The organism is Pseudomonas sp. 32A (assembly GCF_052682255.1).
The window spans coordinates 5,864,478-5,888,191 of record NZ_JBQYLY010000001.1; the positions used below are offsets into that span (position 1 = coordinate 5,864,478).

Here is a 23,714-nt window from a genome sequence, read left to right on the forward strand (position 1 = left end):
GGCGCCACCTTTATTTAGGCAGGATTCTGACGTGAAATCATTAATGATCGCATGGATTGGCTATCAACGACGGGCCGATACCATGAAGCAATATTGGGCCTATGACATTCTGCACTTGCCCAACCAGTTCAAGAAGAAGTCGGCACGGCCGTTGGACTACTTGATCAAGTCGTTTAAAACCATCAAGACGCTGTTGGCCGTTTCGCCGGAAGTGCTGTGGGTGCAGTTGCCGCCGAGTCCGGTATTGCATATAGCACTGGCCTACAAGTTTATATTCAACCGGCGCTTGAAGATTATCGCTGACGCTCACAACAGCCTGTTGCGCAAACAGTGGATAGGCTTTCCTGGCACTGTATCCCTGTTGAATAGAATCGACGCAGTGGTCGTGCATAACTTTAAAGTCAAAGAAGAACTGGCAGGCCTTGGCGTCAAGGAAACCAATATTTTTATCCTGGAAGACTTGCCCTGTGACTTCCCGGCGGCGCCCGCCACTGAGCGCGAGAGGCCCTATGTGCTGTTTCCGTGCTCCTTTGATATCGATGAGCCCATAGAGATCGTAATCAACGCCGCCCGGGAAATGCCGGATGTCGACTTCCTGATCACCGGCAAGCACCAGGGCAAGCTGTCCGAAGAACTCGTGGCGTCACTTCCCGCGAACATCAAACTGACCGGTTTCCTCAGCAAAGCGACGTTCGAACAGCTGCTGTGCAACGCGAATGTGGTGCTCGGCCTGACCACCCGCGACAACGTCCAGTTGAGCGTGGCCAACGAAGCGGTCAGCGCCGGCCGGCCGATGGCGCTCTCGAATACCACGGTACTGCGTTCGCTGTTTTCCGAAGCCGCAGTGTTCGTAGACACCCTGAACCCGCTGTCGATAAAGGCCGGCGTCGTGCAGCTCATCGCCAATCAAGAAATCTATAAAGAGAAATCAGCCTTGCTCAAAGCCAAGCGAATAGCCCGCTGGAAAGGCCAGGCACAACAGTTAAGAACTGCCGCCACTATTTAATGATGTCTATTACACCTGACAGGAAGGGAACCGTCATGAGTCAATCAAGTGATGTTTTATTGATTTGTTCTGGAGGTGGGCACTGGGTGCAAATGAGCAAGTTGCTGCCGGCCTTCGACGGTCAGAAAGTTACCATCGCCACCGTGGATATCAGCATTGGCTCGCAGTATCCATCCCATGCCTTTGCGCAAGTCCCGGACTTTAATCGCAGTGAGCCGATGAAGATCATCAAGGGCTTTTGCCAGATTTTTGCGATCGTCTACCGCAGCAAGGCCAGGTACGTGATCTCCACCGGCGCCGCTCCAGGTTTGCTGGGATTGGTCGCTGGAAAACTCATGGGGAAAAAGACCCTGTGGATTGACAGCATCGCCAACCCCAAGAAGCTCTCGTTGTCCGGCCGCATCGCTGTTTATTTTGTCGATGAGTTACTGACCCAGTGGCCCTCGCTTTCGCAAAACAGCCGCGCCCAATATAAAGGGAGGATTGTATAAATGATATTTTGCAGCGTTGGCACTCAAGCACCCTTTGAAAGAATGCTCGGCTACTTGCATGAGTGGAGTCATGCAAACCCTGAAGTCCCGATTGTCGCCCAAGTGGGTAATCAGGAAAATGACCTGGGCCGGATTACGGCGCACAAGACCATTGCCGAGCCGCTGTTTTCCAAGAACTTCAATGCATCCAAGGTGATCGTTTCCCATGCGGGCATGGGCAATATCATTCGCTCCCTTGAGTTGGGGAAACCCATCGTTATCGTCCCGCGCGACAGCCGACGGGGTGAACACATCAATAATCACCAGTACGACACCGCCGAGAACTTTTCAGATATTCCGTCGGTGTTTATCGCCCACGATAAAGACGGCTTCTTTTCGGCGATTGATTCGGCACTTAACTACAGCAGCTCGGAAAGTCCATTGGACTTTACCGAAAGAGACCGTTTGATCAGTTATGTGAAGTCATTCACCTCCTAAGTTTCGGCTGTTGGTCGACACGCCCCCATTACGTTTAATCATCGAGTAATCGCTATGATTCCAGTGATATTGTCTGGCGGCTCAGGCACGCGCCTGTGGCCGCTATCTAGAGCACTTAAGCCAAAGCAGTTTATAGCGCTGCACGGTGACTTGAGTTTGTTTCAAGCCACGTTGGACCGCATCAAGCACCTGTCGATAGAGGGCGAGAACGTCAGCCCACCGATCATCGTGTGCAACGAAGAACACCGTTTCATCGTGGCCGAACAAAGTCGGTCGCTGGACTTGATACCCCAGAAAATCCTTCTTGAACCCACGGCCCGGAATACCGCCCCGGCGATTGCCGCCGCGACGTTGTCAGCCCTGCAAGACGGCGATGATCCGATCCTGCTGGTGTTGGCGGCAGACCATGTGATCGGCGATACCGGCGCCTTTAATGCGGCCTTGACGCTGGCCACGGTGGAGGTCAACAAGGGCAAGATCGTCACGTTCGGCGTGGTGCCCACCAAGCCCGAGACCGGCTACGGCTACATCCGTACTCAAACCGCTGCGCTCGACGGCGCCGCACATGTCGAGGCCTTTGTCGAAAAGCCCGACCTTGAGACCGCACAAAGCTACCTGGCCCAAGGCAACTACTTCTGGAACAGCGGCATGTTCATGTTCCGCGCTTCCGTGATGAAGGCTGAGCTGGAGCGCTTGAGCCCGGAGATCATGGTGGCCGCGGAACTGTCCCTCTCCAATGCGGCCTACGACCAGGATTTCACCCGGCTCAACCAGGTGGATTTCGTGAACGCGCCCAACGTGTCGATTGACTACGCGGTGATGGAAAAAACCGACATCGCGTCGGTGGTCATCCTCAACTCTCCATGGAGCGACCTGGGTGCCTGGGACTCGGTCTGGGAAGCGGGCCTCAAGGACCAGAACCAGAACTGCACCCAAGGCGATGTGCTGCTGCAAGACGTGACCAACAGCTATGTGCACGCCAGCCACCGCCTGGTCACCGTTGCCGGGATCAATGATGTGGTGGTGGTGGAGACCGCCGACGCGATCCTGGTGACCACCAAGGACCATGCGCAAGACGTCAAGAAAATCGTCACCCAGCTCACAAAAAACCACCGGATCGAGAGCGCCAGTCACCGCGAAGTCTATCGGCCGTGGGGCAAATATGACTCGGTGGACCAGGGCTATCGCTACCAGGTGAAGCGGATCACGGTTAAGCCGGGGCACAAGCTGTCGGTGCAGCTGCACCACCATCGGGCCGAGCACTGGATCGTGGTGTCCGGCACCGCGAATGTGCAGATCGCCGACAAACAGGTGCTGCTCACCGAAAACCAATCCACCTACATCCCCATTGGCGTTGTGCACTCCCTGGAAAACCCGGGACGCATCCCGCTGGAGCTGATTGAAGTGCAGTCCGGCTCCTACCTGGGTGAAGACGACATCATCCGCTTTGAAGACCGCTATGGCCGCCTCGAGCTTGTTTAAAGGACTATTGAAATGAACGTAACTGTATTTGGAATCGGCTATGTGGGCCTGGTGCAAGCGGCGGTGCTGGCTGATGCGGGGCATGAAGTCTGCTGTGTCGACATTGACGCCAGCAAAGTCGAGAACCTCAAGAGCGGGATCATCCCGATCTATGAGCCCGGGCTGAGCGCCCTGGTGCAGAAGAACCATGATGCCGGGCGCTTGCAGTTCACCACTGACGCGGCGCAAGGCGTGCGGCATGGTGAGGTGCAATTCATCGCCGTGGGCACGCCGCCGGATGACGATGGCAGCGCTGACATCAAGTACGTGCTCTCCGTTGCCGCGACCATCGCGCTCAACATGACCGAGCCGAAGATTATCGTGAACAAGTCCACGGTACCGGTGGGGACCGCGGATAAAGTCCAGGCCAAGGTGTCCGAGGTGTTGGCGTCCCGGGGGCTTGAGGTGGCGTTTCAGGTGATCTCCAACCCCGAGTTCCTGAAGGAAGGTTCGGCAGTCGCCGACTGCACTCGCCCCGACCGAATCATCATCGGCAGTGACAGCAGCTACGCCGTGGAGCGCATGCGGGAACTGTATGAACCGTTCAACCGCAACCACGAAAAAATCATCACGATGGACATCCGCAGTGCCGAGCTGACCAAGTACGCGGCCAACTGCCTGCTGGCCACCAAGATTTCCTTCATGAATGAAATGGCCAACTTCGCCGAACGATTGGGCGCAGACATTGAAGCCGTTCGTAAAGGCATTGGCTCTGACCCTCGGATCGGCTACGACTTTATCTACCCTGGCTGCGGTTATGGTGGCTCGTGCTTCCCGAAAGACGTACAGGCCCTGGAGCGCACCGCGTCGTCGATCGGCTATCAGGCAACGCTGTTGTCGGCCGTCGAGGAAGTCAACAAGCGCCAGAAGCAGCACCTGTTCGGGCATATCCACCATCACTTCGGCGGGCAACTGGAGGGCAAGACCTTTGCGATCTGGGGCCTGGCCTTCAAACCCAATACCGACGACATGCGCGAAGCCTCCAGCCGCGTGCTGATCGAACAATTGCGCAGCGTGGGCGCCAGGGTTCAAGCCTTCGACCCTGAAGCGATGGCCGAGACCCAGCGCATTTACGGCATGAACGAAGACTTGCTGCTCATGGGCACCAAAGAGGCCGCGCTGCAAGGTGCCGATGCATTGGTGATTGTGACGGAGTGGCGTGAATTCAAAGCCCCGGACCTGGACTTGATTAAAGAAAAACTGAGCACGCCAGTGATCTTTGATGGCCGCAATATATTTGATCCGCAGCGGATGAAAGCCAATGGCTTTGACTATTACGGTATTGGTCGCGGGTTATCAGTACGGCCAGTCGTTTAAACCTGACGATTATTAACATGGGTGGTTTGAGCTATCCACAAGTGAGATGATTTCGAGGAGGCTAAGTGCGTGATCCAACAGGATCTTTGTACAGTTTGCATAGCCTGTTTATCTCCGTTCCATCACTACGCCCTTATTTGCAAAGTTTGATAAGGGGTAAATATCGAGAAGGAGTCTGATATGAGGAAATTACTGTTGGCCGGCTTGCTGGCTTTCACAAGTACTGCAGCAATGGCGGCGGGTGAAGTCGCCGGCGCTGCGGTGAGCGAGGCCGCCGGCGCAGGTGAGTCCCTGTCGTTGAGCACCCCGCTCGTGGGCGGCGTGACGCTCGGTGAAGGGGTTGGGGTCGGCACGGCGGTTGTCGGCGCTGCGGCAGCCGCTTCCAACTCGGGCGGCAGTTCCAATGGCGGTACTCCGGCACCGGCGGTACCACCGGCACAGGCGGTACTACCGGTACCAATTAATCCCTCGTAAACCCTGTTGTACAAGATCACTCAGAACTTTCTGGGTGATCTTTTTTAGACTCGTCCTCGACTAGCGTAGTGCCATTATGATTTCTAGGTTACCTGTTCTTTTGCTGGCAAGTATCAGCTTGCACGGCTGCATGTTTTCGCCTGGTCAACACATGGACACCAGTCAAATGTCCAGTGAGGGCTCTCCTGAAAGTACCCGGGTGGAGTTGATTCCGATCACGCCCAAGTTGATCGCCATGGATGCCGCCACGCACGTTCGTGAATCGGTACCTGCTGAGTTGCTGGCGTATGTTCCGGGTGGCTATCGGGTAGGCGCCAACGACCTGTTGTTTATCACGGTCTGGGATCACCCCGAGTTGACGGCGCCGTCCGGGCCGCAACAGCAGATCGATGCCAACGGTCGCTTGGTGCGTCCGGACGGCACGCTGTTTTATCCGTATATCGGCAACGTGCCGGTGGCCGGTAAAACCATCGAAGAATTACGCGCCTTTATCGCCGGGCGACTGTCGCAGTTTATTGAAAGCCCTCAGGTCGACGTCAGCGTCCTGCGGTTTGCCAGCCAGACCGTGGTGGTGACCGGCGCGGTGATCAAAGCCGGCCAACAGCCGATCACTACCACGCCCTTGAGTGCCGTTGAAGCCATTGGCGCCGCCGGCATCGACCCGACAAATGCCGACCTGTCGGGCCTGACACTCACCCGCGAGGGCCGTGAATACAGGCTGGACCTGGACAGCCTGAATCGCCAGGGCTCGCAACTGCAGGGCCTTTACCTCAAGGGCGGCGACCGGTTGTATTTGCCCTATAACGACCAGAAACGTGTGTACCTCATGGGCGAAGTCAATCAGCCCCGGGCCCTGAGTTTCAAGGGCAAGGCGATCAACCTGACCGATGCCCTGGGCACGGTGGGTGGCTTGAACCAGACCACCTCCAATGGCAACGCGGTCTACGTGATTCGTGGCGTGGACAACCTGGAAGCAGAACCCGCCAAGGTGTTCCAGCTCGATGCCCAATCACCGTCCGCGCTGGTGCTGGCCACCCGGTTCGACTTGCAGCCCCAAGACATCGTGTACGTCGGGCCGGCTGGCGTGACGCGCTGGAACCGCCTGATCAGCCAACTGCTGCCAACCGCCAGTGCCATCGGGCTCGGTGCCCGATCGTTTAATGACCTCAGCGAAGCCAACAGCAGATAAGGCTCAAGCCCCCCGTGAAAATTTTGCCTACCTGCACCTGTCTGTCGATGGCGCTCTTGTTGAGCGGGTGTAACCCGCTGATGAGGGCGTCCTGGTACACCCTCGAAACCTCCGTCAGCGGCCCGGCCCCCATCAATGTGACCCGTGCCCAGGTCGACGTCGTGCCGTACCCGCAGATCCTGGTCACCACCGCTGTCAGTGAGGGGGTGATGGCCAGGGCACGCCGCCGGGGCGACCTGGAATTCTGGGTCGCTTCCGGCAAGCAAGTGGTGATGATGCGTGACGGCCTGGTGGTACGCACGGTCGGGCTGGGGGTTTCCCTGGACGGCACTCGCTTCAGTGGCGAGTCACCGTTCAAGCGCGGCCTCCAGCATCTGCCCGATGGCTACACCAGCACACGCTGGATCGACGTCTACGACGGCAACCGAATCGGCGTCGCGGTCAACAGCCGTTTCAGCACCCACGCCATCGAGACCCTCCGCATTCTGGACAAGGATCATGCCTTGCTGCGCATCGACGAGCAGGTGGATGTTCCCACCTTGAATTTCCACGCCACCAACCATTATTGGGTCGACCCGCAGGATGGTTTCATCCTGCGCAGCGAGCAGCATCTGACGCCCCGGTTGTCCCTGAACATCGTGCAGTTGCGTGCCGATCGGGAGGCTGCCCGGTGAAGCGTTTGAATCTTTTATGGCTGGGCCTGTTGTTGATCGGCCCCGGCGCGGGCCAGGCAGCTGTCACGGTCAGCGGCGATGTACGCAGCCCCGGCGCCTACGAGGTCAAACCAGGGGCGCGCCTGCTGGATGTTATTCGCGTTGCCCAACCGAATGCCGAAAGCTACTGGTTGGGCGCCGCGTGGTTGCACCAGTCGTTGATGGAGCCGCAGGCGCGTTTGAAGGCCGGGGTTTTGTTCGATTTGAAATTGCTGCAACGGGGAGCCTTGCTGGACGACCGGCGCTCGCTAGCGGACTTGAGTGCGCGTCTGTATCGGCAGGTCGAGCAGTTGCCGGTCACTGGCCGCCAGGTGGCGGTGCTGGACCCGATCGCCGTGGAGGCGGGCTTCGCACGCAACGCGTTGCTCGATGACGGTGACCAGCTTGTTTACCCCGAAAGGCCGTCCAGCGTAGAGGTGCTCGGGGCCGTTGCGCAGCCCTGTGAGGTGCCGTACCGCGCTATGCGGGAGGTGGGAGATTATGTTCGCGACTGTACGGTCCTGGACGACGCCGAGCGCGATGACCTGTGGTTGATCCAGCCCGACGGCCAGGTACGACGGGTAGGCGTGGCAGCGTGGAATCGGGAGGACGGCATCGTGGCCGCGCCCGGCAGCCGGATCCTGGTGCCGGTGCGCAGCGATGACCTTGAGACGCCGACCCCTGATCTCAACCAACAACTGGCCGAGTTTTTTGCCACTCAACCGTTGGCTGAGGTGAACCCTTGAATTTACGTTTTGCTGCTGTATTGCTTCTGCCTTGCGGACTGGTTCACGGAGAACCCCGTTACACCCAAAATGACTTTGGCGGCGTGGGCCTGCTACAGACCCCCACCGCACGCATGGCCCCGGCGGGAGAGTTGAGCGCCAACGCCAACCGCACCGATCCTTACTCGCGCTACAGTTTTTCCTTGCAGCCGTTCGACTGGCTGGAAGGCTCGTTTCGTTACACCGCCATCAGCAACCGCAGGTACGGCGCCGAGGCGTTGAGCGGAAGCCAGAGCTTCAAAGACAAGGCCATCGACTTCAAGGCGCGGCTTTGGGAAGAAAGCCACTGGGCGCCCCAACTGGCCTTCGGCGCCCGGGACATCGGGGGTACCGGCTTGTTTTCCAGCGAATATTTCGTCGCCAACAAGCGTTATGGCAACCTGGATTTCAGCCTCGGTATCGCCTGGGGCTACCTGGGGAATCGGGGCGATTTCGGTAACCCGCTGTCGGTGTTCGGCAGCAAGTTCAATGACCGGCCAAAGAGCACTGCGGTCGTCGCCAGGGCAGGGGATGTGAACTCCAATGCCTACTTCAGGGGGCGTCCTTCGTTGTTTGGCGGGATTGCCTATCAAACGCCCTGGGAGCCCCTGAGCCTGAAGCTCGAATACGAAGGCAACGACTACAAACACGAGCCGTTGGACAACCCGATCAAGCAGGACTCGCCGGTGAATATCGGCGTGGTCTACAAGCTGGCCGACAGCGTCGATCTGAGCGCGGCCTGGGAGCGCGGGAATACCGCGATGTTTGGCATCACCCTGCACACCAACTTTGTCAGCCGCAAGGCACCGGTGAAGACTTACGACCCTCCCGCCGAACCATTGCCGACGCGCATGCCGACGACCTCAACCGACCAGGTTGACTGGGCCAATGTATCCGATCGTTTGCAGCAGAATGCCGGCTACAAAGTGGAACGCATCGCCCAGCGCGGTTCCGAGCTGATGGTGTATGGCGAGCAACAAGGCTACTTCTATTCAGCCAAGGCCGTGGGGCGCGCCAGTCGGATTCTCGACAACAGCGTCAATCAGGATATCGATTGGTTCACCCTGGTGAACAAGCGGTACGACATGCCCATCGAAGAAACCAGCGTGCCCCGTGACACCTTCCGCGCGGTGGTCAACAACGACCAGCCGTTGAAGGACCTGCACCGTACCACCGAGGTCAACCCGGCGATTGCCCACCGGGAAACCACGCTCTACACCGGTAAACGTCAGCCGTTCAGCTACGGGCTTGGCCTGGGTTATAAACAGAACATCGGCGGCCCCGACGGGTTGCTCTATCAGTTCACCGCTGACGCCGATGCGGAATACCGCTTTACCCGCAACACCTGGTGGAGCGGCTTGCTCAGCGCCAACCTGCTGAACAACTACGACAAGTTCACCTACGACGCGCCAAGCGGGTTGCCGCGGGTGCGCACCGACCTGCGCCAGTACATGACGACGTCCGATGTGACGATGCCGACGTTCCAGTTCAACCATGCGGCGCGGCTGGATCGCGACCTGTATGGCATGGTCTACGGCGGTTACCTGGAGTCGATGTACGCCGGGGTGGGCGGCGAGATGCTGTTCCGGCCGTCGGGCAAACACTGGTCGGTGGGGGCGGACCTGAACTTCGTGCGCCAGCGTGATTTCAACCAGGGGTTCGGCCTGCGGGATTACCAGACCATCACCGGGCATGTCACCAGCTATACCGAGCTGCCCTATGACACGCTCGCGGCGGTCAGTGTGGGGCGTTACCTGGCACGGGACTGGGGCACCACCGTCGACATCTCGCGGCAGTTCAAGAACGGCGTGAAGTTTGGTGGCTGGGTCACGCTGACCACGGCTTCGAAGGAAGAATACGGCGAGGGCAGCTTCGACAAGGGCATCTACATTTCCGTCCCGTTCGACGAGTTGATGAGCACCTCGACCATGCGTCGCGCCAACGTCGTATGGGCACCCCTGACCCGGGATGGCGGCGCACGCCTGAACCGCGGGTACTCACTGCAAACCATGACCGATGGGCGTGACAGCGAGCTGTTCTACAACAACTTCGAGAAGATCACTGAGTGATGCAGCGGCGTCTGCCGACAAGGTAACTCACGGCCCGGTGCTCAATGCGCCGGGCGGTGAGCAAGCCGCAACAGTAAAGCGCCAGGTGCAATGCCGGCGCGCGACTTTTCCCTGATATTCCTCTCTGATTTCAATACGACTGGCTTGGGCCTGGATGCCCAGGCGTTGCTGTGGGCGGTAGCTTTACGTGGGGCGGGGATGATGAGGGGGAGGTAAGGATAACGTCCCTAAGGACGCCTGGTGCCCCGCGCCGCCGGTGGGGCGGTGCGGGGAAGGGAGGGTTCAGTAGATGTCTTTGGAGAGGAGGGTAAACGGCGTCTTGAACAGGATCTTGATGTCCAGCCACAGCGACCAGTTGTTGATATAGCGCAGGTCGATATCGACCCGTTGCTGCATCTTCTCCAGGGTCTCGGTTTCGCCCCTGCAGCCATTGACCTGGGCGAGGCCGGTGATGCCGGGCTTGATGCGATGCCGCGCCATGTACGCGCGAATCTTGCCCGAGTAATAGTCGTTGTGGGCCACCGCATGGGGGCGTGGCCCCACGAGTGCCATGTGCCCTTGCAGCACGTTGAACAGCTGTGGCAATTCGTCGATGGAGGTACGGCGGATAAAGCGCCCTACGGGGGTTATGCGGGAGTCGTTGCGGCTGGCCTGGCGCACTTCCTGGTCGTCATGCACGCGCATCGAGCGAAACTTCCAGACCTTGATCACCTCGCCATTCCAGCCATGCCGATCCTGCTTGAAAATCACCGGGCCGGGGGAGGTCAGCTTGATCAGCAGGGCGAACAGCAGCAACAACGGACTGAGCAGCACAATCGCCAACAGCGCCAGGCTCTTGTCCAGCAGTGACTTGCTCAGTGCCGCCGTGGGGCGACTGGTCAGCGGGCTTTCATTGAGGAATATCGCGGGCAAGCCATCCACCTCGGCCACGCTGTGATTGAGCAGCAGCATGTTGTTGAGGTCGGGCACCCAAATCACGTCCACGCTGATCTCCAGCAGGTTGAGGTACAGCGCCTCGATGTGCGTGGCTTCCTGGAGGGAGTGGGTGATGTACAGCCGGCGTATGCCGTGCGCTCGGATCAATGAGGGAAGGTCCGGCAAGTCGCCGAGAATCTGCGGTTGAGTGCTGCCCTGGGGGGACGCGGTATTGGGGCCGACAAGGCCGACTAAGGGTGAGCGTTTTTGCCTGGCAAGCGTATTGGCCAAGTCGGTCGCTAGTTTACCCGTGCCAATAATCAGTGATTTCTGGCGCTCGTGAAGTTGCCGATGGTAGTACCTGGACAGACTGTGAATCGGAATGTAGCAGAGTGCTAGTATTGGATAGCTCACTGCTGCCCAGAGTAGCAGGATCTCCAAGGGAAACAGCGAGCTGGCATTACAGGCAATGCCAACCGCCGATAATATGCCCAAGGTCAATAACCAGCCGGTGAATAACCGTCCGAGCCCTACAAAAAAATCATCTTTTTTGCTATAGACGTCACATAACATGTAAGCGGGGATAGAGGCCAGTATTGTAATGGCCGCCAATATCCGGTAGTGGGATTCCAATTGTCCGGTCTTGAACAGTACCAGTGAAAACAAAAGTACAACGACCACACTCAAGGCAATTGCCCACTGCCCCCAAAAGGTCAGACCCTTGGGTGTAAGGTTACGATGCATTCTTCTGTTGTTAAGCATACTTCTGCTCCCTGTGGTATCCACTCACGTACTGGCAGGTTAAAGCGAGGCGTGGTTTTAATGACTATCAAATGGCAGGCGCACGCGTAGGCGTGCGTATTGATAGTAATAAATGGCAGGGAGCAATGGCTGACGACTTATAACGCGGTCATGTTGTTATAAAATGGCAGATATAACGAGGTTTTAATAGGCAGGGTGAATTGTAGTTTTTATGAAATAATTATTGTTCGGCGACGTTATTGCGGTTGCTCAACGGGCTTTTTATTTTTTGTGTGAGGCAATAACCGCGATTGCGCACCGCCCGGAACAAGCGCTCGCCATCGTTGACACGTTTGAACTTGTCCTGCAGCCGGCTAAGGCACATTTCAAGCCCGCGATACAGGTCCGGTTCGCGCCCGATGTTACGAATAAGTTCTTCCTTGCTCACCACTCGTTCTTCATGGTGCAGCATTTTTTTAATCAGCGCCGACTCAATGGTGGTCAACGAAATTCGTAGCCCGCCTTTAACCAGTGCTCGGTCTTGCTGGGTAAGTAGCCATACATCAGGCGTGCGTAATGTGGGTGTTGCGTTAACAGTTTCGGTCGGAGTGTTATTAAGGCCCGGGTGTGGGATGTCTGATTTTAGTGCAGAGATGTTCGGGTTTTTTGAGGTGTCGTAAAGTTTTCGGGTCAGTCGGTTGCTGGCCTCGTAAAGTCTTTTCGCGGCCACATAGTTGCTGAGCCAGAGATTAAAATTCTGTTCACTGGTGACGGCATAAGAATTGGTCGAAGCTTCCGATGTTTTTTCTGCCGTTTCGATCAGCGGGCCGCTGTCGACGTCGTAATGTAAAAATGCCACATTTGGCGTGAAATCGTGCAGTGCGATTGACGGGTACGTCGATGTAAATGTGTGTTTCTTGAGAGAACTCATGGCATTCACCGATTCCAGGAAAGTACGGGGGTTCATAAACTATCAGCAGGGGAGAAGTAGGGGCCCTGAAAATAGTCAAAAGGCAAGCGTCTGGCGAGAAGTGCGCTGTCGGCGTGCTCGACGTTGTCGGCGATGAACGAGACCCGGGACGTGCTCATCACCTCCAGCATCTGGTCGTAAAGCCGGTCGAACAGGCCCGAACGGGTGTTCAGACTGAGCCTGAGGGCCGAGTCTGGAAAAGGCATTTTTATATAGTCATAAAGACTCAAGTCGAGCAGCAGGTCCGCTTTTTTTGTATCGAGTGTGTAATTGTTATAGGCAAGTTTCAGGCTGCTTCGGTCTTTCAGGCTATAGAGCTGGCGGATCATGTCACGGCGCTCCACCGGGCCCGGTAGAGTATCCAGTGTGTTTTCGACGCTGACGATGAGTTGTTGTTTGTGTTTTTCCAGGGTGTTGGCGGTGCTGATAATCTCCTTGAGCAGGTCCTCATTCATCAATAATGACTGCTCGATTCGGAGAAACTTATGGAGCCCCGCACTTTTATCCACACGCAAACGTTTTCTTTCTTGAACGAACGAACTCGGCTTGGTGTATTGCAGGGCTTCACTGTAGGCGCCTTTAAGTTGTTCGGAATAAAAGGGGCGCGCATCAGCGGGCAAATTATCGAGAATATACCCGGCGTGAACCCGGATCTCGCTGCCCCATAGTGTGCAACTTCGTTCAAGTATCGCTTGTCGCGAAAATGTAAAGTCGACTGACTTCACAAGCAATAAATTTCCGCTATTCACGATTTGGCCGCTCCCTGGCGGGTTGAATGTGATTAACCGAAGCCAGGCCTCTGCTTAGTTTGTAGCCGTAACCCCGGATGCTTTGAATAATATTACTTCCATAGTGCGACTTTATTTTACCGCGCAAACGGCTGATTGATTTTTCGAGTGCCCTGGAATCATAAAATCGGGCGTTAAGCCCCATCACCACGGCAATTTCATCATGGCTGAGCAATCGATTATGAATGAGCGCTTCGAGGACTTTCATTTCAACGTAGGAGATTTCGAGTTTTTTGCCTCCTCCGTAGATGCACATGCGGTCCTGGTCGAGTAGCAAATCAGTATTACTTAGCCAGTATGTCTCGCTGAGGAACGCGGCGAACAGGGCAAGTTTTTTCTCGGGCGAGCTCTCGACGACCTTTATGCAGTAGTCGGCGCCTGCGAGATAATATTTGGTTTTGCTTAGTGTGGTGGCGAAGGTGACAACCAGGAAAATCGTGCTGCCAGGATTTTCGGATCTGGTTTTTTTAATGATGTCCAGCGTTTGAGTGCTGGCAGAGGGGGTGTCGATCTCTATGATGATGGCACGGTAATGTCCATGGCTTTCACAGGGACCAATTAGTTGGCCGTAGGAGCGTGTATCGACTTTTAGATTTTTCGGTACAGTACGAACTATAAGCTCGCTGAAGTCCTCGGATTTCGATGGGGTCCGTGCAATAGCGAGGACGTTGGAAAAATGCATCACGTTGCTCCCTTTTCCGGCATGCGAGGCCGTCAATTCAATCGCTGCAGGCGTTTAGATGTTAATCGAATTGAATACGCCAAAACGTGACAAATTTTAACATTCGCCACGTTATTTGCAGGGGATAAGGCGGATTTCAGGCGGGTGTTGAACGCGGGTTTCTGGGCAGGAGTACTCATATGCTAGTGCAAATTTTTTAGTGTGCGATAAGTATTTTAGGCAGGTTGATATTTTTTGGCTGGAATGATTTAAGCCTTCTAGTCCTTAAGCTCTAAAATGCTTATACGTGACTATTTATAATAATCCAGCAAGGCGATAGCGGGGGTTGTGTGCTGGGAGAGGCTCGCGCGGTCGGCGAGGTAGCGCGCCGGGGGTTGGCCGATGGCCTTGCGGAACATGGTGATAAAGCCGCTGGCGTTTTCATAGCCGAGGTCCAGCGCTACCGTCTGCACGCTTTCGCCTTTCGCCAGGCGCTGCAGTGACAGGATCACATGCAGCTGTCGGCGCCAGCGGCCGAAACTCAGGCCAATCTCCTCGAGCAACAACCGCGTCATGCTGCGTTCGCTCATGCCGATGCGCACGGCCCATTCGCCCAGGGTGGCCTTGTCGCTGGGGTTGGCCAGCAAACTGTCGGCCAGGCGCCGGAGCCGAGTGTCCCGTGGCATGGGCAAGTGCAGGGCTTCAATCGGTGCCAGCGCCAGTTCGTCCAGCAGCGTGGCCACCAACCGGCCCTGGGCACCCTCGGTGTCGTACAGCGGCGGGAAGCTGACAGCTTTGCTGATCAATTCGTGTAACAGCGGCGATACCGCCAGCGTGCAGCATTGCTGTGGCAGGGCGCCGGCAGCGTCTGGGTCAACCAGCAGGCAGTACACATCTGCAGCCCCGGAACCGCGTGCGGCATGGGAAAGTCCGCCGGGAATCCACAGCGCGCACTGGGGTGGCACGATCCAGATACCTTGTTCGATGACGCAATGAATCACCCCGCGCAACGTGTACATCAACTGGCCTTTGCGGTGCTGGTGCGGCGCGTGCTCCCAGTTGGCGGAGGTGCTCGAGGCGCTCACCGCGACCACGGCACGGGGAATCGCATCGGCAAGGGCTGGACGCAATGGGTCACGGGTTTCGAGGCGGTGGTTGTACATGGTGGTCTGCGTCGTGGCTGGATTGCGAAACATTCTGGCCATTCTGTGCAATGGCGTCCAGTGATGGCGTGGCTATTATGAGAAACATTCTCGTTAAAGGTGCTTCCCATGCAACTCGACAGTTCTACATTTCCCGTGGTGAAAATTGTTTTCGACGCCCCCAGCGACGCACCGCAAGACACCTTTGTGGCGTTCGAGGCGTTGTTGCAGCGCGAAGAACCCTTCGTACTGCTGCATGAAAAAGCCGTGGACGAAAGCACCCACGAGCACTCCCACGAAGAGCGCAAACAAGCGTCTATCTGGATGAAGAAGAACAAGGTGGCCCTGCGTACTTTCGTCAAAGGCATGATCCAGGTAGAGCCCAGCGCGGCCAAACGCCTGGCGCTCAAGCCGTTTGCGGTGATGTTTGGCAAGGCGTGGGGCTACCCGTTGCTGGTAGTCGAATCCACGGATCAGGCTTGGGCACTGGCGCGGGACGTGGTGGATACCCAGGTGTCGGACGTGGCGCACTATTGAGTGGAGGGCGGGGTTTCGGTGGCGTTGAAGGGCGCGCATGGCTGGCTGGAAAAAACCTCAAACGTAGGAGCTGTCGAGCGTTAGCGAGGCTGCGAAAGCGGTGGGTCAGCCGACCTCAATGTTGGAGAGCTGACGCCATCGCAGCCTCGCTAAAGCTCGACAGCTCCTACGCGTATTCAGTGTCCTCAAGTGGCTTGATCCGGGTTGGCAGACTGGCACCGAGGCTGAGGAACGCGCCCGGTTCAGGCTCAATTCCAACGCCAATCTTTACACCAGCAGCCTGCCTGGCCCCGGCGTTTCAGGTATCCTCCGCGCCCCGCTCACCAACTATTCCCAAACCATGCCAGAACACAACATGCAGGCCCTCCTGGAGTCGATCCTCGAGGAAGTTCGTCCACTGATCGGCCTCGGCAAGGTCGCCGATTACATCCCCGCACTGGCCGACGTACCGGCGCAGCAGCTGGGCATTGCCGTGTATGGCAATGACGGCTCGTTCTACTGCGCGGGTGATGCTCACACCCTGTTCTCCATACAGAGCATCTCCAAGGTATTCAGCCTGGTGCAGGCCATCGACCATGGCGGCGAAAGCATCTGGGAGCGCCTGGGTCATGAGCCGTCGGGGCAGCCGTTCAACTCCATGGTGCAGCTGGAGTTTGAGCGCGGCCGGCCACGCAACCCGTTTATCAATGCCGGTGCGCTGGTGATCTGCGACATCAACCAATCGCGCTTTGCCGTGCCGATCCTGTCCATGCGCGACTTTGTGCGGCGGTTGTCGGGCAACCCGCAGATCCTGGTCAACAGCGTGGTGGCCGAATCCGAAGCCCAGCACGGCGCGCGCAATGCGGCGATGGCGTACCTGATGAAGTCGTTCGGCAACTTCCACAATGATGTGGATGCGGTGCTGCACAGCTACTTCAACTACTGCGCATTGCAGATGAGCTGCCTGGATCTGGCGAAGGCGTTTTGCTTCCTGGCGAATGAAGGCGTGTGCACCCACAGCGGCGAGCAGATTCTGACGGCGCGGCAGACCAAGCAAGTGAACTCGATCATGGCCACCAGCGGGCTGTATGACGAGGCGGGGAACTTTGCTTATCGCGTTGGCTTGCCGGGCAAGAGCGGGGTAGGCGGCGGGATTCTCGCGGTGGTGCCGGGGCAGTTTACGGTGTGCGTGTGGTCACCGGAGCTGAATGCGGCGGGCAATTCCCTGGCGGGGATGAAGGCGTTGGAGTTGTTGAGCGAGCGGATCGGATGGTCGGTTTTTTGAAGAAACTTGATCGCTCCCACGCTCTGCGTGGGAGCGCTGCCCTGGACGCTCTGCGTCTGCCTTTGTGACGCGGAGCGTCACCTTAGGCATTCCTACGCAGAGCGTGAGAACGAGCCTCCCTGACACCATTCGTCGCTACTGGTAATTCTGACAGTATTTTTTCGGCATCTCGAAGCCTACAACCCTTGATAAACCGCCCAATCAAGGATGAAAGGTAAGAATATGACGAATGCTATTGTCAGATGCTTTGCCAAAACACTCGCGCCCTTGGGGTTGGCAGCATTCGTCATGCTGGCCTCAACCACAGCCCAGGCCGAGATCACCACCTGCACGGATCAGTACGTCTCGGTTGCGCTGGTGCCGGGTGGCCCTGCGCAAAAAGTCTACGGGCAACTGTGTGTTCCAGCCTCCGCAGTTGGGCGTACGGTGCAGTTGCTGATTCACGGGCTCACGTACTCTCACCTCTATTGGAATTGGGATTACCAGCCGCAGATCTATTCATACGTCAAGGTGATGAACGCTGCAGGCTATGCCACCTTCGCCATTGACCGGATAGGGATCGGCCAGAGCGACCACCCGCCCGCCGTGACGATCACCCTTGAGACCAATGCCTACGTCGCCCGTCAGTTGGTGCAGGGGCTGCGCAACGGAACGATCGGAGGCACGGGGTTCGCCCGTGTTATCGCAGTCGGGCACTCTTATGGGGCCCTGACAGCGGTTATAGAATCTGCCACATGGAACGATGTCGATGGGGTGGTCCTTACGGGCATGTCCCATGTGTTCTCGGTCATTGGCCCATTGATTCTGTTGCCGACGCTGATTGCCGTGCAGGCCGACCCTGTGCTTAGCCAGTTGAACCTCCCGCTGCTTTACCTCACGACCCTGGCCGGGACTCGGCAAAACAGTTTCTACTTCGCCCTCAACGCCGACCCGGCGGTGGTAGCTCGGGATGAACAGACGAAAACCACGGTCACGCTGACAGAAGTCGCCACTGTCCTGGACTACCTGCTGCTGTCACTTGGCATAAAGACCCACGTCCTGGTTGTGAATGGCGATTACGATCAGCTGTTCTGCGGTTTGCTGCCGCTTTCCTGCAGCTCACCGTTGTCTGCGTTCAACCATGAGCAGGCGTTTTATCCAAACGCGCAATCCTACGAGCAGGCGGTGGTTCCCAATGCAGGCCATAGCATCAATCTGCAGCGCAACGCACAGACGGGGTTCGCCATCATTCGCGAGTGGGTGGACAGGAAGGTAGGCAACTGAGGTGAGATGGATCGTTCCCACCATGCAGGAACGATCATCAAGGTTTTATGCCGCTGGGTGGGTCACGTTCAATGCCTTGTCGACCAGCAATTGCACGCCTTCGATCATGCGGCAGATGCCCAGCGCCACATTGCGTTGGGCTCCGTCGACTTCAAAGGCCAGGTGGGTGGCGATCTCGCTGATGGAGGCCAGGTCCTGGGACGCGTTGACCAGCAGGGTTTCCGTGCCCAGGTCGGCGCGCACGGTGAAGAGCCCATCGGTAGGTTCGGGTATCGGTTTGCCGGGATTAAGGTAGTGGTTGATCGCGCGATAGGCCTCTTCGTGCAGTGTGCTGGTGCCGAAGTCTGGATGGCCTGGGGGATTGGGGCTGTCTTTAATCATGGTGAAACTCCAAGGGAAGTGGAGCTGCCACGATTCGCGGTCAAACGAATTAGGGTGGCAGCTATACGCGGGTTGACCGACCGGTCCCAAGGAAACCCGGCATACCCGAAGGTATCCCGCGTACAGCTGCCGCGACACGATACAACAGACGTGAAAAAAACGCCTGAGTCGATGTTGGCACAGGTGTACTTGGGAAGGCGGACGGTCAAATCCGGCCGCTGAATTGGCAGCGACCGCGGGAGGTTAGTCAGCCCGAGTCCGACCGACAACCTGAAACAGTTGTCGGAAAAATCCGAGCATGTCTCCGTCAGTCAGGGACGGTCCATGTTGTCCAATCGTGTCGTCCAGGCCGCCGCCAAGTCGGTGCTCCGGCTATTTGCGAGCGTTGATGAGGGCGCCGGTCTTCTGGGGCGACGCGGCGCCTTTGAGTTTTTCGCGAGCAAGCTCGCTCCTACAGGGAGAGGCGATCCAGCAGGCTGTACCATGCCACGCCCGCGCCGATGTAGAAGCGTTGCAAGCCATGCAACGGCAACCGTTGCAAAGGTGTCACCGGGTACGCGAACGCTGAACGGCTGTCACACAAGCGTCCCGCCAGTTGCTGGCCCAGGCTGGTACACAACGCAATCCCGCGCCCGTTGCAACCCAGCGCCAGGGTCAAGCCGGGCGCGGGTTCGTGGACGTGGGGCATAAAGTCCCGGGTGATCGCTATTCGTCCTGCCCAGCGGTACTCGAAGTCCAGCTTGCCCAGTTGCGGAAACAACAACGCCAGGGAGCGTTCCAGGTGCGCAAAGTCCGCGGGCCCGGTGGGGTCTTCGAACAGTCCGCGCCCGCCCATCAACAAGCGACCATGGGCATCCTTGCGAAAGTACAGCAGCAGGCGTTGGGCGGTGGAGACGGTTTCCTGCCCGGGCAAAATGCTCTCTGCCGCAGCCCCGCTCAAGGGGCGGGTGGCGACGATAAAGCTGTTGGCCGCGAGCACACTCTGGGCCATGCCGGGCCACAAGTCGCCGCTGTAGCCGTTGGTGGCCAGCACCACTTGGCCGGCAGACACCTGCGCGCCGCTGGCGGTTTGCAACTTCCAGCCAGCCCCTGCCTGTTGCATCGCGGTCACGGCGCTTTGCCCGTGGATGCGTACGCCCGCCGCCTGCGCTGCACGCACCAGGCCGCGCGCATAGGCCAGGGGTTGGATGGCGCCAGCGCGGCCGTCCAGCCAGCCACCGGCAAACGCCTGGCTGCCCATGCGAGCGGACACCGCGCCGGCATCGAGGCGCTGCACCGGCATCCCGCGGCGCTCCCATTGTTCGGCCCGGGCATGCAGGCCCGCCACACCTTTTTCGGAATAGGAAACCTGCATCCAGCCCTTGCGCGTGGGGGCGCAGTCAATGCCATGGCGCTGGATCAGGTTGAACACCAGGTCCGCCGAGTTGGACACGGTATGGATCAGCGGCTCGGCGCGCTCGGCACCGTACCTCTGCACCAGTTGATCCGGGTCGTATTTGAGCGTCGGGTTGACTTGCCCGCCATTGCGCCCGGACGCGCCCCAGCCAGGTTCGTTGGCTTCCAGCACGCACACGCTCACGCCACGTTCCGCCAGGTGCAGGGCCGTGGACAAGCCGGTGTACCCGGCGCCGACGATGGCCACGTCCACCTTCAATGACTCAACCAGCGCGGGTGTCGGCGGTGCAGCGGGCGCGGTCGCCGCCCAGAGTGACTTCATGACAGGCTCCGGGTATTGGCCGTCGGATGCAGCACGCGGCGCAGGAAGTCCTGGGTGCGCGGCTGTTGCGGGTTGCCCAGTACCTGCTCAGCCGGCCCGCTCTCCACGATGTAGCCGCCGTGCAGGAAGCACACGCGGTCGGCCACTTCCCGGGCAAAGCCCATTTCGTGGGTCACCACGATCATGGTCATGCCTTCGTCGGCCAGGGTGCGCATCACCTCCAGCACATCGCCCACCAGTTCCGGGTCAAGGGCCGAGGTGGGTTCGTCGAACAGCATGGCGTCGGGTTTCATCGCCAGTGCGCGGGCGATGGCCACCCGCTGTTGCTGGCCGCCGGAGAGTTGTTCCGGGTAGGCATCGGCCTTGGCTGACAGGCCGACTTTATCCAGCAGCGCCAGGGCTTCCTCCCGGGCCTGTTTCAGCGGTTCGCCTTTGACGTACACCGGGCCTTCCATCACGTTTTCCAGCACGGTGCGATGGGGGAACAGGTTGAAGCGCTGGAACACCATGCCCATGCGGCTGCGCAGGGCATGCACGGTCTTGCTGCTGCGCTGCACGGTTTCACCGAACACGCGGATGGTGCCGCCGTCGTAGGCTTCCAGGGCGTTGATGCAGCGCAGCAGGGTGGATTTGCCCGAGCCGGACGGGCCGATCAGGCACACCACTTCGCCCTTGGCCACGTCCAGGTCGACGCCGTGCAGTACGCGATGGGTGCCGTAGTGTTTTTGCAGTTGGCGAATCTCGATCATGCTTTTTTCCTCCGGCCCAGGTGCTGTTCCATGCGGCGCAGGCCATACACCAGCGGCAGGCTCATCAGCAGGTAGAGCAAGGCGACCAGGGTGTAGACAGTCATGTTCTGGAATGTGGACGAGGCGATCAGTTGGCCCTGGCGCGTCATCTCGGCGACGGTGATGGTGGACACCAGCGACGAGTCCTTGAGCATCATCACCAGGGTGTTGCCGTAGGGCGGCAAGGCGATGCGAAAGGCCTGGGGCAGGATCACCCGGCGCATCATCAGCGCCGAGCGCATGCCTAAGGCTTCGGCAGCTTCACGCTGGCCTTGCTCCACGGCGATGATGCCGGTACGGAAGTTTTCGGCCTGGTACGCCGAGTAGGCGATGCCCATGCCGATCACGCCCGCCTGGAATGCGCTGAGGTGCACGCCCATGTCCGGCAACACGAAGTAGATGTAGAACAGCTGCACGATGATCGGCAGGCCGCGAATCACGTTGATCACGGTGCTCGCCGCCCACGACAGCGCACGGATCGGCGACAGCTTGAGCAACGCCAACACCAGGCCGATGGCGCTGCTGAGCAGGAACGACAAAACGGTGATCTGAATCGTCACCCAGGCGCCCTGAAGCAGGATCGGCAGGAAGTCCCGGGCGTTTTGCAGGAATTCAGCCGGGTTCATGGCTGCACCTGGGCATCAAGTCCCCACTTCTTGAGGATCGCGTCCAGGCTGCCGTCAGCCTTGATGCTGGCGATGGCCTGGTTCAGGCGCGCGAGGGTTTCGCTGTCGCCCTTGCGCACCACCAGGCACACCTCGCCGACGTTCACCGGCTTGTAGTCGGCGGCGAGCTTCACGCCCTTGAACAGCTTCTGGCGGATCTGGTAGGCCACCACCGGCTGGTCACCCACGGCGGCCTTGATGCGGCCCAGGCTCAGGTCGCGGACCATTTCGCCGATGGAGTCGTAGGTGCGGATTTCCTTGAAGATCCCCAGCTTGTTGAGCATGTCGTAGAAGATCGTGCCGGCTTGTACGCCGACCACTTGGTCCTTCAAGGAACTGAGGTCGGTATAGGTCGCGTTGTCGTCGGCACTCACGATCAGGCCCTCGCCGTAGGCGTACACCGGCGCGCTGAAGTCCACCACCTGGGCACGCTCCGGGGTCTTGAGCATGCCGGCGGCGATGAAGTCGAGCTTGCCGGAAGTCAGGGACGGAATCAGTGCGGCAAAGTTGGTCTGCTCAATTTCACTGGTGAAGCCACCGGCCTTGCCCACGGCATTGGCGACGTCAACCATCACGCCTTGGATGCTGTTGCTCTTGATGTCGAGGAAGGTGAACGGCGAACCGCTGGCCGTTGCACCGACTTTGTACGAGGCCGCACCGGCGGCGTGCACGGTTGCTACGCAAAAGGTGGCGCAAATACCGAAGGCGAGGCGGCGAAACAAGGGCGAAAGACTGTTCATCGGGTTACTCCAGAAGGAAAACGGATCGTCAGTACCGCAAGCGGTTGGAAAGCAAACCGCAAGCTCTATGCCATTTCGATTCAATAAAATCGTTTAGCGGTATAGAAAATCGATAAAATGAACCATTCGTATCGGTATGCGATTTTAAGTGGTCGTATTTTGCAGTTTGGTGTAGAAATATCGCCACGCTTGATCGACCTGACCGCGAGTTCGCCATGTCTGAAGAACGCAACAGCTTGCACAATCAATCCCTGGAAAAAGGCCTGTCGGTGCTCAAGGCATTCAGCGCACAGCGCCGCAGCATGAGCCTTGCAGAGGTGGCCGAGGCCGCCGGCATGACCAAAAGCTCGGCCCAGCGCATGGTGTTTACCCTGGAGAGCCTGGGTTACCTTCGGAAACACTCGCGCACGCGCCATTACCAACTCACCCCGCGGGTGCTGGAGTTGGGCTTCAGTTATCTGGATGCGCATTCGTTGATCGAGGTGGCCAACCCATTCCTCTCGGAATTGACCCGCCTGACCGGAGAAACCTCGTGCCTGACCGAGCCTGCGGGTTACGACATGACCTATATCGCGCGGTTTGTCAGCTCAGGCTTTGTGCCGGTACACATGCCGATTGGCTCGCGGGTGCCGATGTACTGCACGGCGTCGGGCCGGGCGTATTTGAGTGCGTTGCCGCAGGATGAGGCGTTGGCATTGATCGAGAACAGCCAGCGGGTGGCGCATACCAGCCAGACGTTGACTGAGGTCGACAGGATCATGGCGTCGTTGCAGCAGGTGCGCGAACAGGGCTATGCGGTGAATGGCCAGGAGCTGTTCCTGGGCGACATGACCATCGGCGCGCCGGTGCTGGGGGCGAATGGCCGGCCGGTGGCGGCGGTGCATGTGGTGGCGCCGACCAGTCGGTGGAGCAGGGCGGATGCGGAGAAGCAGTTGGCGCCGGCGTTGTTGCAGTGTTCAAGGGCGTTGAGCAATTCGGCGCGCAACCTTGAATAGGTAAGCTATCGAACAAACAACACGGTCAGTGTGGGAGCTGGCTTGCCTGCGATAGCGGTGGGTCAGTGAGCCCATACGGTTCTGACCCACCGCTATCGCAGGCAAGCCAGCTCCCACATTTGATTTTCATTGCTTTGAGGTTTGGGT

At 58.4% G+C, this 23,714-nt stretch carries 23 protein-coding genes and 1 pseudogene; 14 read left to right on the top strand and 10 right to left on the bottom strand.

The genetic code is table 11. The features are described 5' to 3' along the window. The first annotated feature begins 43 nt into the window (after positions 1 to 43). From ACUN0G_RS26940 to ACUN0G_RS26985, 10 genes and pseudogenes are all read left to right on the top strand, one after another. Complete coding sequence (locus ACUN0G_RS26940) at positions 44 to 1,006, top strand: glycosyltransferase family 1 protein (RefSeq protein ID WP_445575605.1); 963 nt, start codon at positions 44 to 46, stop codon at positions 1,004 to 1,006. Between the two features lie 35 nt (positions 1,007 to 1,041). Continuing rightward, positions 1,042 to 1,497, top strand: a complete 456-nt coding sequence (locus ACUN0G_RS26945; RefSeq protein WP_445574792.1) for a polysaccharide biosynthesis protein — start codon at positions 1,042 to 1,044, stop codon at positions 1,495 to 1,497. Continuing rightward, on the top strand, positions 1,498 to 1,974 hold the full coding sequence (locus tag ACUN0G_RS26950) for a glycosyltransferase (protein WP_063030978.1): 477 nt from the start codon (positions 1,498 to 1,500) through the stop codon (positions 1,972 to 1,974). Positions 1,975 to 2,028: 54 nt separating this feature from the next. Further along, complete coding sequence (locus tag ACUN0G_RS26955) at positions 2,029 to 3,456, top strand: mannose-1-phosphate guanylyltransferase/mannose-6-phosphate isomerase (protein ID WP_421552509.1); 1,428 nt, start codon at positions 2,029 to 2,031, stop codon at positions 3,454 to 3,456. Between the two features lie 12 nt (positions 3,457 to 3,468). Next, a complete protein-coding gene (locus ACUN0G_RS26960) occupies positions 3,469 to 4,812 on the top strand; it encodes a UDP-glucose dehydrogenase family protein (protein ID WP_093197923.1) in 1,344 nt (447 codons plus the stop codon). A 180-nt stretch (positions 4,813 to 4,992) separates the two neighbouring features. Then, positions 4,993 to 5,276 (top strand): annotated as a pseudogene (locus tag ACUN0G_RS26965) (hypothetical protein). A gap of 86 nt (positions 5,277 to 5,362) precedes the next feature. Continuing rightward, positions 5,363 to 6,475 (top strand): polysaccharide export protein, encoded by a 1,113-nt coding sequence (locus tag ACUN0G_RS26970; RefSeq protein WP_445574793.1) that lies wholly within the window; start codon positions 5,363 to 5,365, stop codon positions 6,473 to 6,475. A 14-nt stretch (positions 6,476 to 6,489) separates the two neighbouring features. Next, the gene (locus ACUN0G_RS26975) at positions 6,490 to 7,149 is read left to right on the top strand and encodes a YjbF family lipoprotein (protein WP_445574794.1); all 660 of its coding nucleotides are present in this window, start codon (positions 6,490 to 6,492) and stop codon (positions 7,147 to 7,149) included. Beyond that, positions 7,146 to 7,913, top strand: coding sequence for a capsule biosynthesis GfcC family protein (locus tag ACUN0G_RS26980; protein ID WP_445574795.1), 768 nt, complete (start codon positions 7,146 to 7,148; stop codon positions 7,911 to 7,913). The genes ACUN0G_RS26975 and ACUN0G_RS26980 overlap by 4 nt, the downstream gene beginning before the upstream one ends. Then, on the top strand, positions 7,910 to 10,000 hold the full coding sequence (locus tag ACUN0G_RS26985) for a YjbH domain-containing protein (protein ID WP_445574796.1): 2,091 nt from the start codon (positions 7,910 to 7,912) through the stop codon (positions 9,998 to 10,000). The genes ACUN0G_RS26980 and ACUN0G_RS26985 overlap by 4 nt, the downstream gene beginning before the upstream one ends. Before the next feature lie 282 nt (positions 10,001 to 10,282). On the opposite strand, the gene ACUN0G_RS26990 is transcribed toward ACUN0G_RS26985, so the two are convergent. From ACUN0G_RS26990 to ACUN0G_RS27010, 5 genes are all read right to left on the bottom strand, one after another. After that, positions 10,283 to 11,677, bottom strand: coding sequence for an undecaprenyl-phosphate glucose phosphotransferase (locus ACUN0G_RS26990; protein ID WP_063030963.1), 1,395 nt, complete (start codon positions 11,675 to 11,677; stop codon positions 10,283 to 10,285). Positions 11,678 to 11,897: 220 nt separating this feature from the next. After that, on the bottom strand, positions 11,898 to 12,587 hold the full coding sequence (locus ACUN0G_RS26995; RefSeq protein ID WP_445574797.1) for a winged helix-turn-helix domain-containing protein: 690 nt from the start codon (positions 12,585 to 12,587) through the stop codon (positions 11,898 to 11,900). Between the two features lie 32 nt (positions 12,588 to 12,619). Next, positions 12,620 to 13,375 (bottom strand): hypothetical protein, encoded by a 756-nt coding sequence (locus ACUN0G_RS27000; protein ID WP_445574798.1) that lies wholly within the window; start codon positions 13,373 to 13,375, stop codon positions 12,620 to 12,622. After that, positions 13,368 to 14,096 (bottom strand): winged helix-turn-helix domain-containing protein, encoded by a 729-nt coding sequence (locus tag ACUN0G_RS27005; protein WP_445574799.1) that lies wholly within the window; start codon positions 14,094 to 14,096, stop codon positions 13,368 to 13,370. Before ACUN0G_RS27005 ends, ACUN0G_RS27000 begins: the two co-directional genes overlap by 8 nt. 290 nt (positions 14,097 to 14,386) lie before the next feature. Then, a complete protein-coding gene (locus ACUN0G_RS27010; protein WP_445575606.1) occupies positions 14,387 to 15,238 on the bottom strand; it encodes an AraC family transcriptional regulator in 852 nt (283 codons plus the stop codon). A gap of 108 nt (positions 15,239 to 15,346) precedes the next feature. Here ACUN0G_RS27010 and ACUN0G_RS27015 point away from each other — a divergent pair, with 108 nt between their 5' ends. From ACUN0G_RS27015 to ACUN0G_RS27025, 3 genes are all read left to right on the top strand, one after another. Next, positions 15,347 to 15,754: a hypothetical protein gene (locus ACUN0G_RS27015; protein ID WP_445574800.1), complete on the top strand. Its 408-nt coding sequence runs from the start codon at positions 15,347 to 15,349 to the stop codon at positions 15,752 to 15,754. 355 nt (positions 15,755 to 16,109) lie between these two features. Then, positions 16,110 to 17,018 (top strand): glutaminase B, encoded by a 909-nt coding sequence (gene glsB / locus ACUN0G_RS27020; RefSeq protein ID WP_258346452.1) that lies wholly within the window; start codon positions 16,110 to 16,112, stop codon positions 17,016 to 17,018. A 222-nt stretch (positions 17,019 to 17,240) separates the two neighbouring features. Then, positions 17,241 to 18,281 (top strand): alpha/beta hydrolase, encoded by a 1,041-nt coding sequence (locus ACUN0G_RS27025; RefSeq protein WP_445574801.1) that lies wholly within the window; start codon positions 17,241 to 17,243, stop codon positions 18,279 to 18,281. A gap of 45 nt (positions 18,282 to 18,326) precedes the next feature. Here the strand turns inward: ACUN0G_RS27025 and ACUN0G_RS27030 are convergent, their stop codons facing one another. From ACUN0G_RS27030 to ACUN0G_RS27050, 5 genes are all read right to left on the bottom strand, one after another. Next, entirely contained in the window at positions 18,327 to 18,662 is a 336-nt protein-coding gene (locus tag ACUN0G_RS27030; RefSeq protein WP_445574802.1) for a DUF6124 family protein, read from the bottom strand. 451 nt (positions 18,663 to 19,113) lie between these two features. Beyond that, positions 19,114 to 20,379: an NAD(P)/FAD-dependent oxidoreductase gene (locus tag ACUN0G_RS27035; protein WP_445574803.1), complete on the bottom strand. Its 1,266-nt coding sequence runs from the start codon at positions 20,377 to 20,379 to the stop codon at positions 19,114 to 19,116. Continuing rightward, positions 20,376 to 21,128: an amino acid ABC transporter ATP-binding protein gene (locus ACUN0G_RS27040; RefSeq protein WP_063030951.1), complete on the bottom strand. Its 753-nt coding sequence runs from the start codon at positions 21,126 to 21,128 to the stop codon at positions 20,376 to 20,378. Before ACUN0G_RS27040 ends, ACUN0G_RS27035 begins: the two co-directional genes overlap by 4 nt. Continuing rightward, positions 21,125 to 21,793: an ectoine/hydroxyectoine ABC transporter permease subunit EhuD gene (gene ehuD, locus ACUN0G_RS27045; RefSeq protein WP_445574804.1), complete on the bottom strand. Its 669-nt coding sequence runs from the start codon at positions 21,791 to 21,793 to the stop codon at positions 21,125 to 21,127. The genes ACUN0G_RS27040 and ehuD overlap by 4 nt, the downstream gene beginning before the upstream one ends. Then, positions 21,790 to 22,572: an ABC transporter substrate-binding protein gene (locus tag ACUN0G_RS27050; protein WP_445574805.1), complete on the bottom strand. Its 783-nt coding sequence runs from the start codon at positions 22,570 to 22,572 to the stop codon at positions 21,790 to 21,792. The genes ehuD and ACUN0G_RS27050 overlap by 4 nt, the downstream gene beginning before the upstream one ends. Positions 22,573 to 22,787: 215 nt before the next feature. Between ACUN0G_RS27050 and ACUN0G_RS27055 the strand changes: the two genes are divergently transcribed. Beyond that, positions 22,788 to 23,567: an IclR family transcriptional regulator gene (locus ACUN0G_RS27055; RefSeq protein WP_093197888.1), complete on the top strand. Its 780-nt coding sequence runs from the start codon at positions 22,788 to 22,790 to the stop codon at positions 23,565 to 23,567. Positions 23,568 to 23,714 lie beyond the last annotated feature (147 nt).

Bases quoted from the DNA above. Each gene is read 5' to 3' on its own strand.
- ACUN0G_RS26940 (WP_445575605.1), top strand. From the start codon at position 44: ATGATCGCATGGATTGGCTATCAACGACGGGCCGATACCATGAAGCAA.
- ACUN0G_RS26945 (WP_445574792.1), top strand. From the start codon at position 1,042: ATGAGTCAATCAAGTGATGTTTTATTGATTTGTTCTGGAGGTGGGCAC.
- ACUN0G_RS26950 (WP_063030978.1), top strand. From the start codon at position 1,498: ATGATATTTTGCAGCGTTGGCACTCAAGCACCCTTTGAAAGAATGCTC.
- ACUN0G_RS26955 (WP_421552509.1), top strand. From the start codon at position 2,029: ATGATTCCAGTGATATTGTCTGGCGGCTCAGGCACGCGCCTGTGGCCG.
- ACUN0G_RS26960 (WP_093197923.1), top strand. From the start codon at position 3,469: ATGAACGTAACTGTATTTGGAATCGGCTATGTGGGCCTGGTGCAAGCG.
- ACUN0G_RS26970 (WP_445574793.1), top strand. From the start codon at position 5,363: ATGATTTCTAGGTTACCTGTTCTTTTGCTGGCAAGTATCAGCTTGCAC.
- ACUN0G_RS26990 (WP_063030963.1), bottom strand. From the start codon at position 11,677: ATGCTTAACAACAGAAGAATGCATCGTAACCTTACACCCAAGGGTCTG.
- ACUN0G_RS26995 (WP_445574797.1), bottom strand. From the start codon at position 12,587: ATGAGTTCTCTCAAGAAACACACATTTACATCGACGTACCCGTCAATC.
- ACUN0G_RS27005 (WP_445574799.1), bottom strand. From the start codon at position 14,096: ATGCATTTTTCCAACGTCCTCGCTATTGCACGGACCCCATCGAAATCC.
- ACUN0G_RS27010 (WP_445575606.1), bottom strand. From the start codon at position 15,238: ATGTACAACCACCGCCTCGAAACCCGTGACCCATTGCGTCCAGCCCTT.
- ACUN0G_RS27015 (WP_445574800.1), top strand. From the start codon at position 15,347: ATGCAACTCGACAGTTCTACATTTCCCGTGGTGAAAATTGTTTTCGAC.
- glsB (WP_258346452.1), top strand. From the start codon at position 16,110: ATGCAGGCCCTCCTGGAGTCGATCCTCGAGGAAGTTCGTCCACTGATC.
- ACUN0G_RS27025 (WP_445574801.1), top strand. From the start codon at position 17,241: ATGACGAATGCTATTGTCAGATGCTTTGCCAAAACACTCGCGCCCTTG.
- ACUN0G_RS27030 (WP_445574802.1), bottom strand. From the start codon at position 18,662: ATGATTAAAGACAGCCCCAATCCCCCAGGCCATCCAGACTTCGGCACC.
- ACUN0G_RS27035 (WP_445574803.1), bottom strand. From the start codon at position 20,379: ATGAAGTCACTCTGGGCGGCGACCGCGCCCGCTGCACCGCCGACACCC.
- ACUN0G_RS27040 (WP_063030951.1), bottom strand. From the start codon at position 21,128: ATGATCGAGATTCGCCAACTGCAAAAACACTACGGCACCCATCGCGTA.
- ehuD (WP_445574804.1), bottom strand. From the start codon at position 21,793: ATGAACCCGGCTGAATTCCTGCAAAACGCCCGGGACTTCCTGCCGATC.
- ACUN0G_RS27050 (WP_445574805.1), bottom strand. From the start codon at position 22,572: ATGAACAGTCTTTCGCCCTTGTTTCGCCGCCTCGCCTTCGGTATTTGC.
- ACUN0G_RS27055 (WP_093197888.1), top strand. From the start codon at position 22,788: ATGTCTGAAGAACGCAACAGCTTGCACAATCAATCCCTGGAAAAAGGC.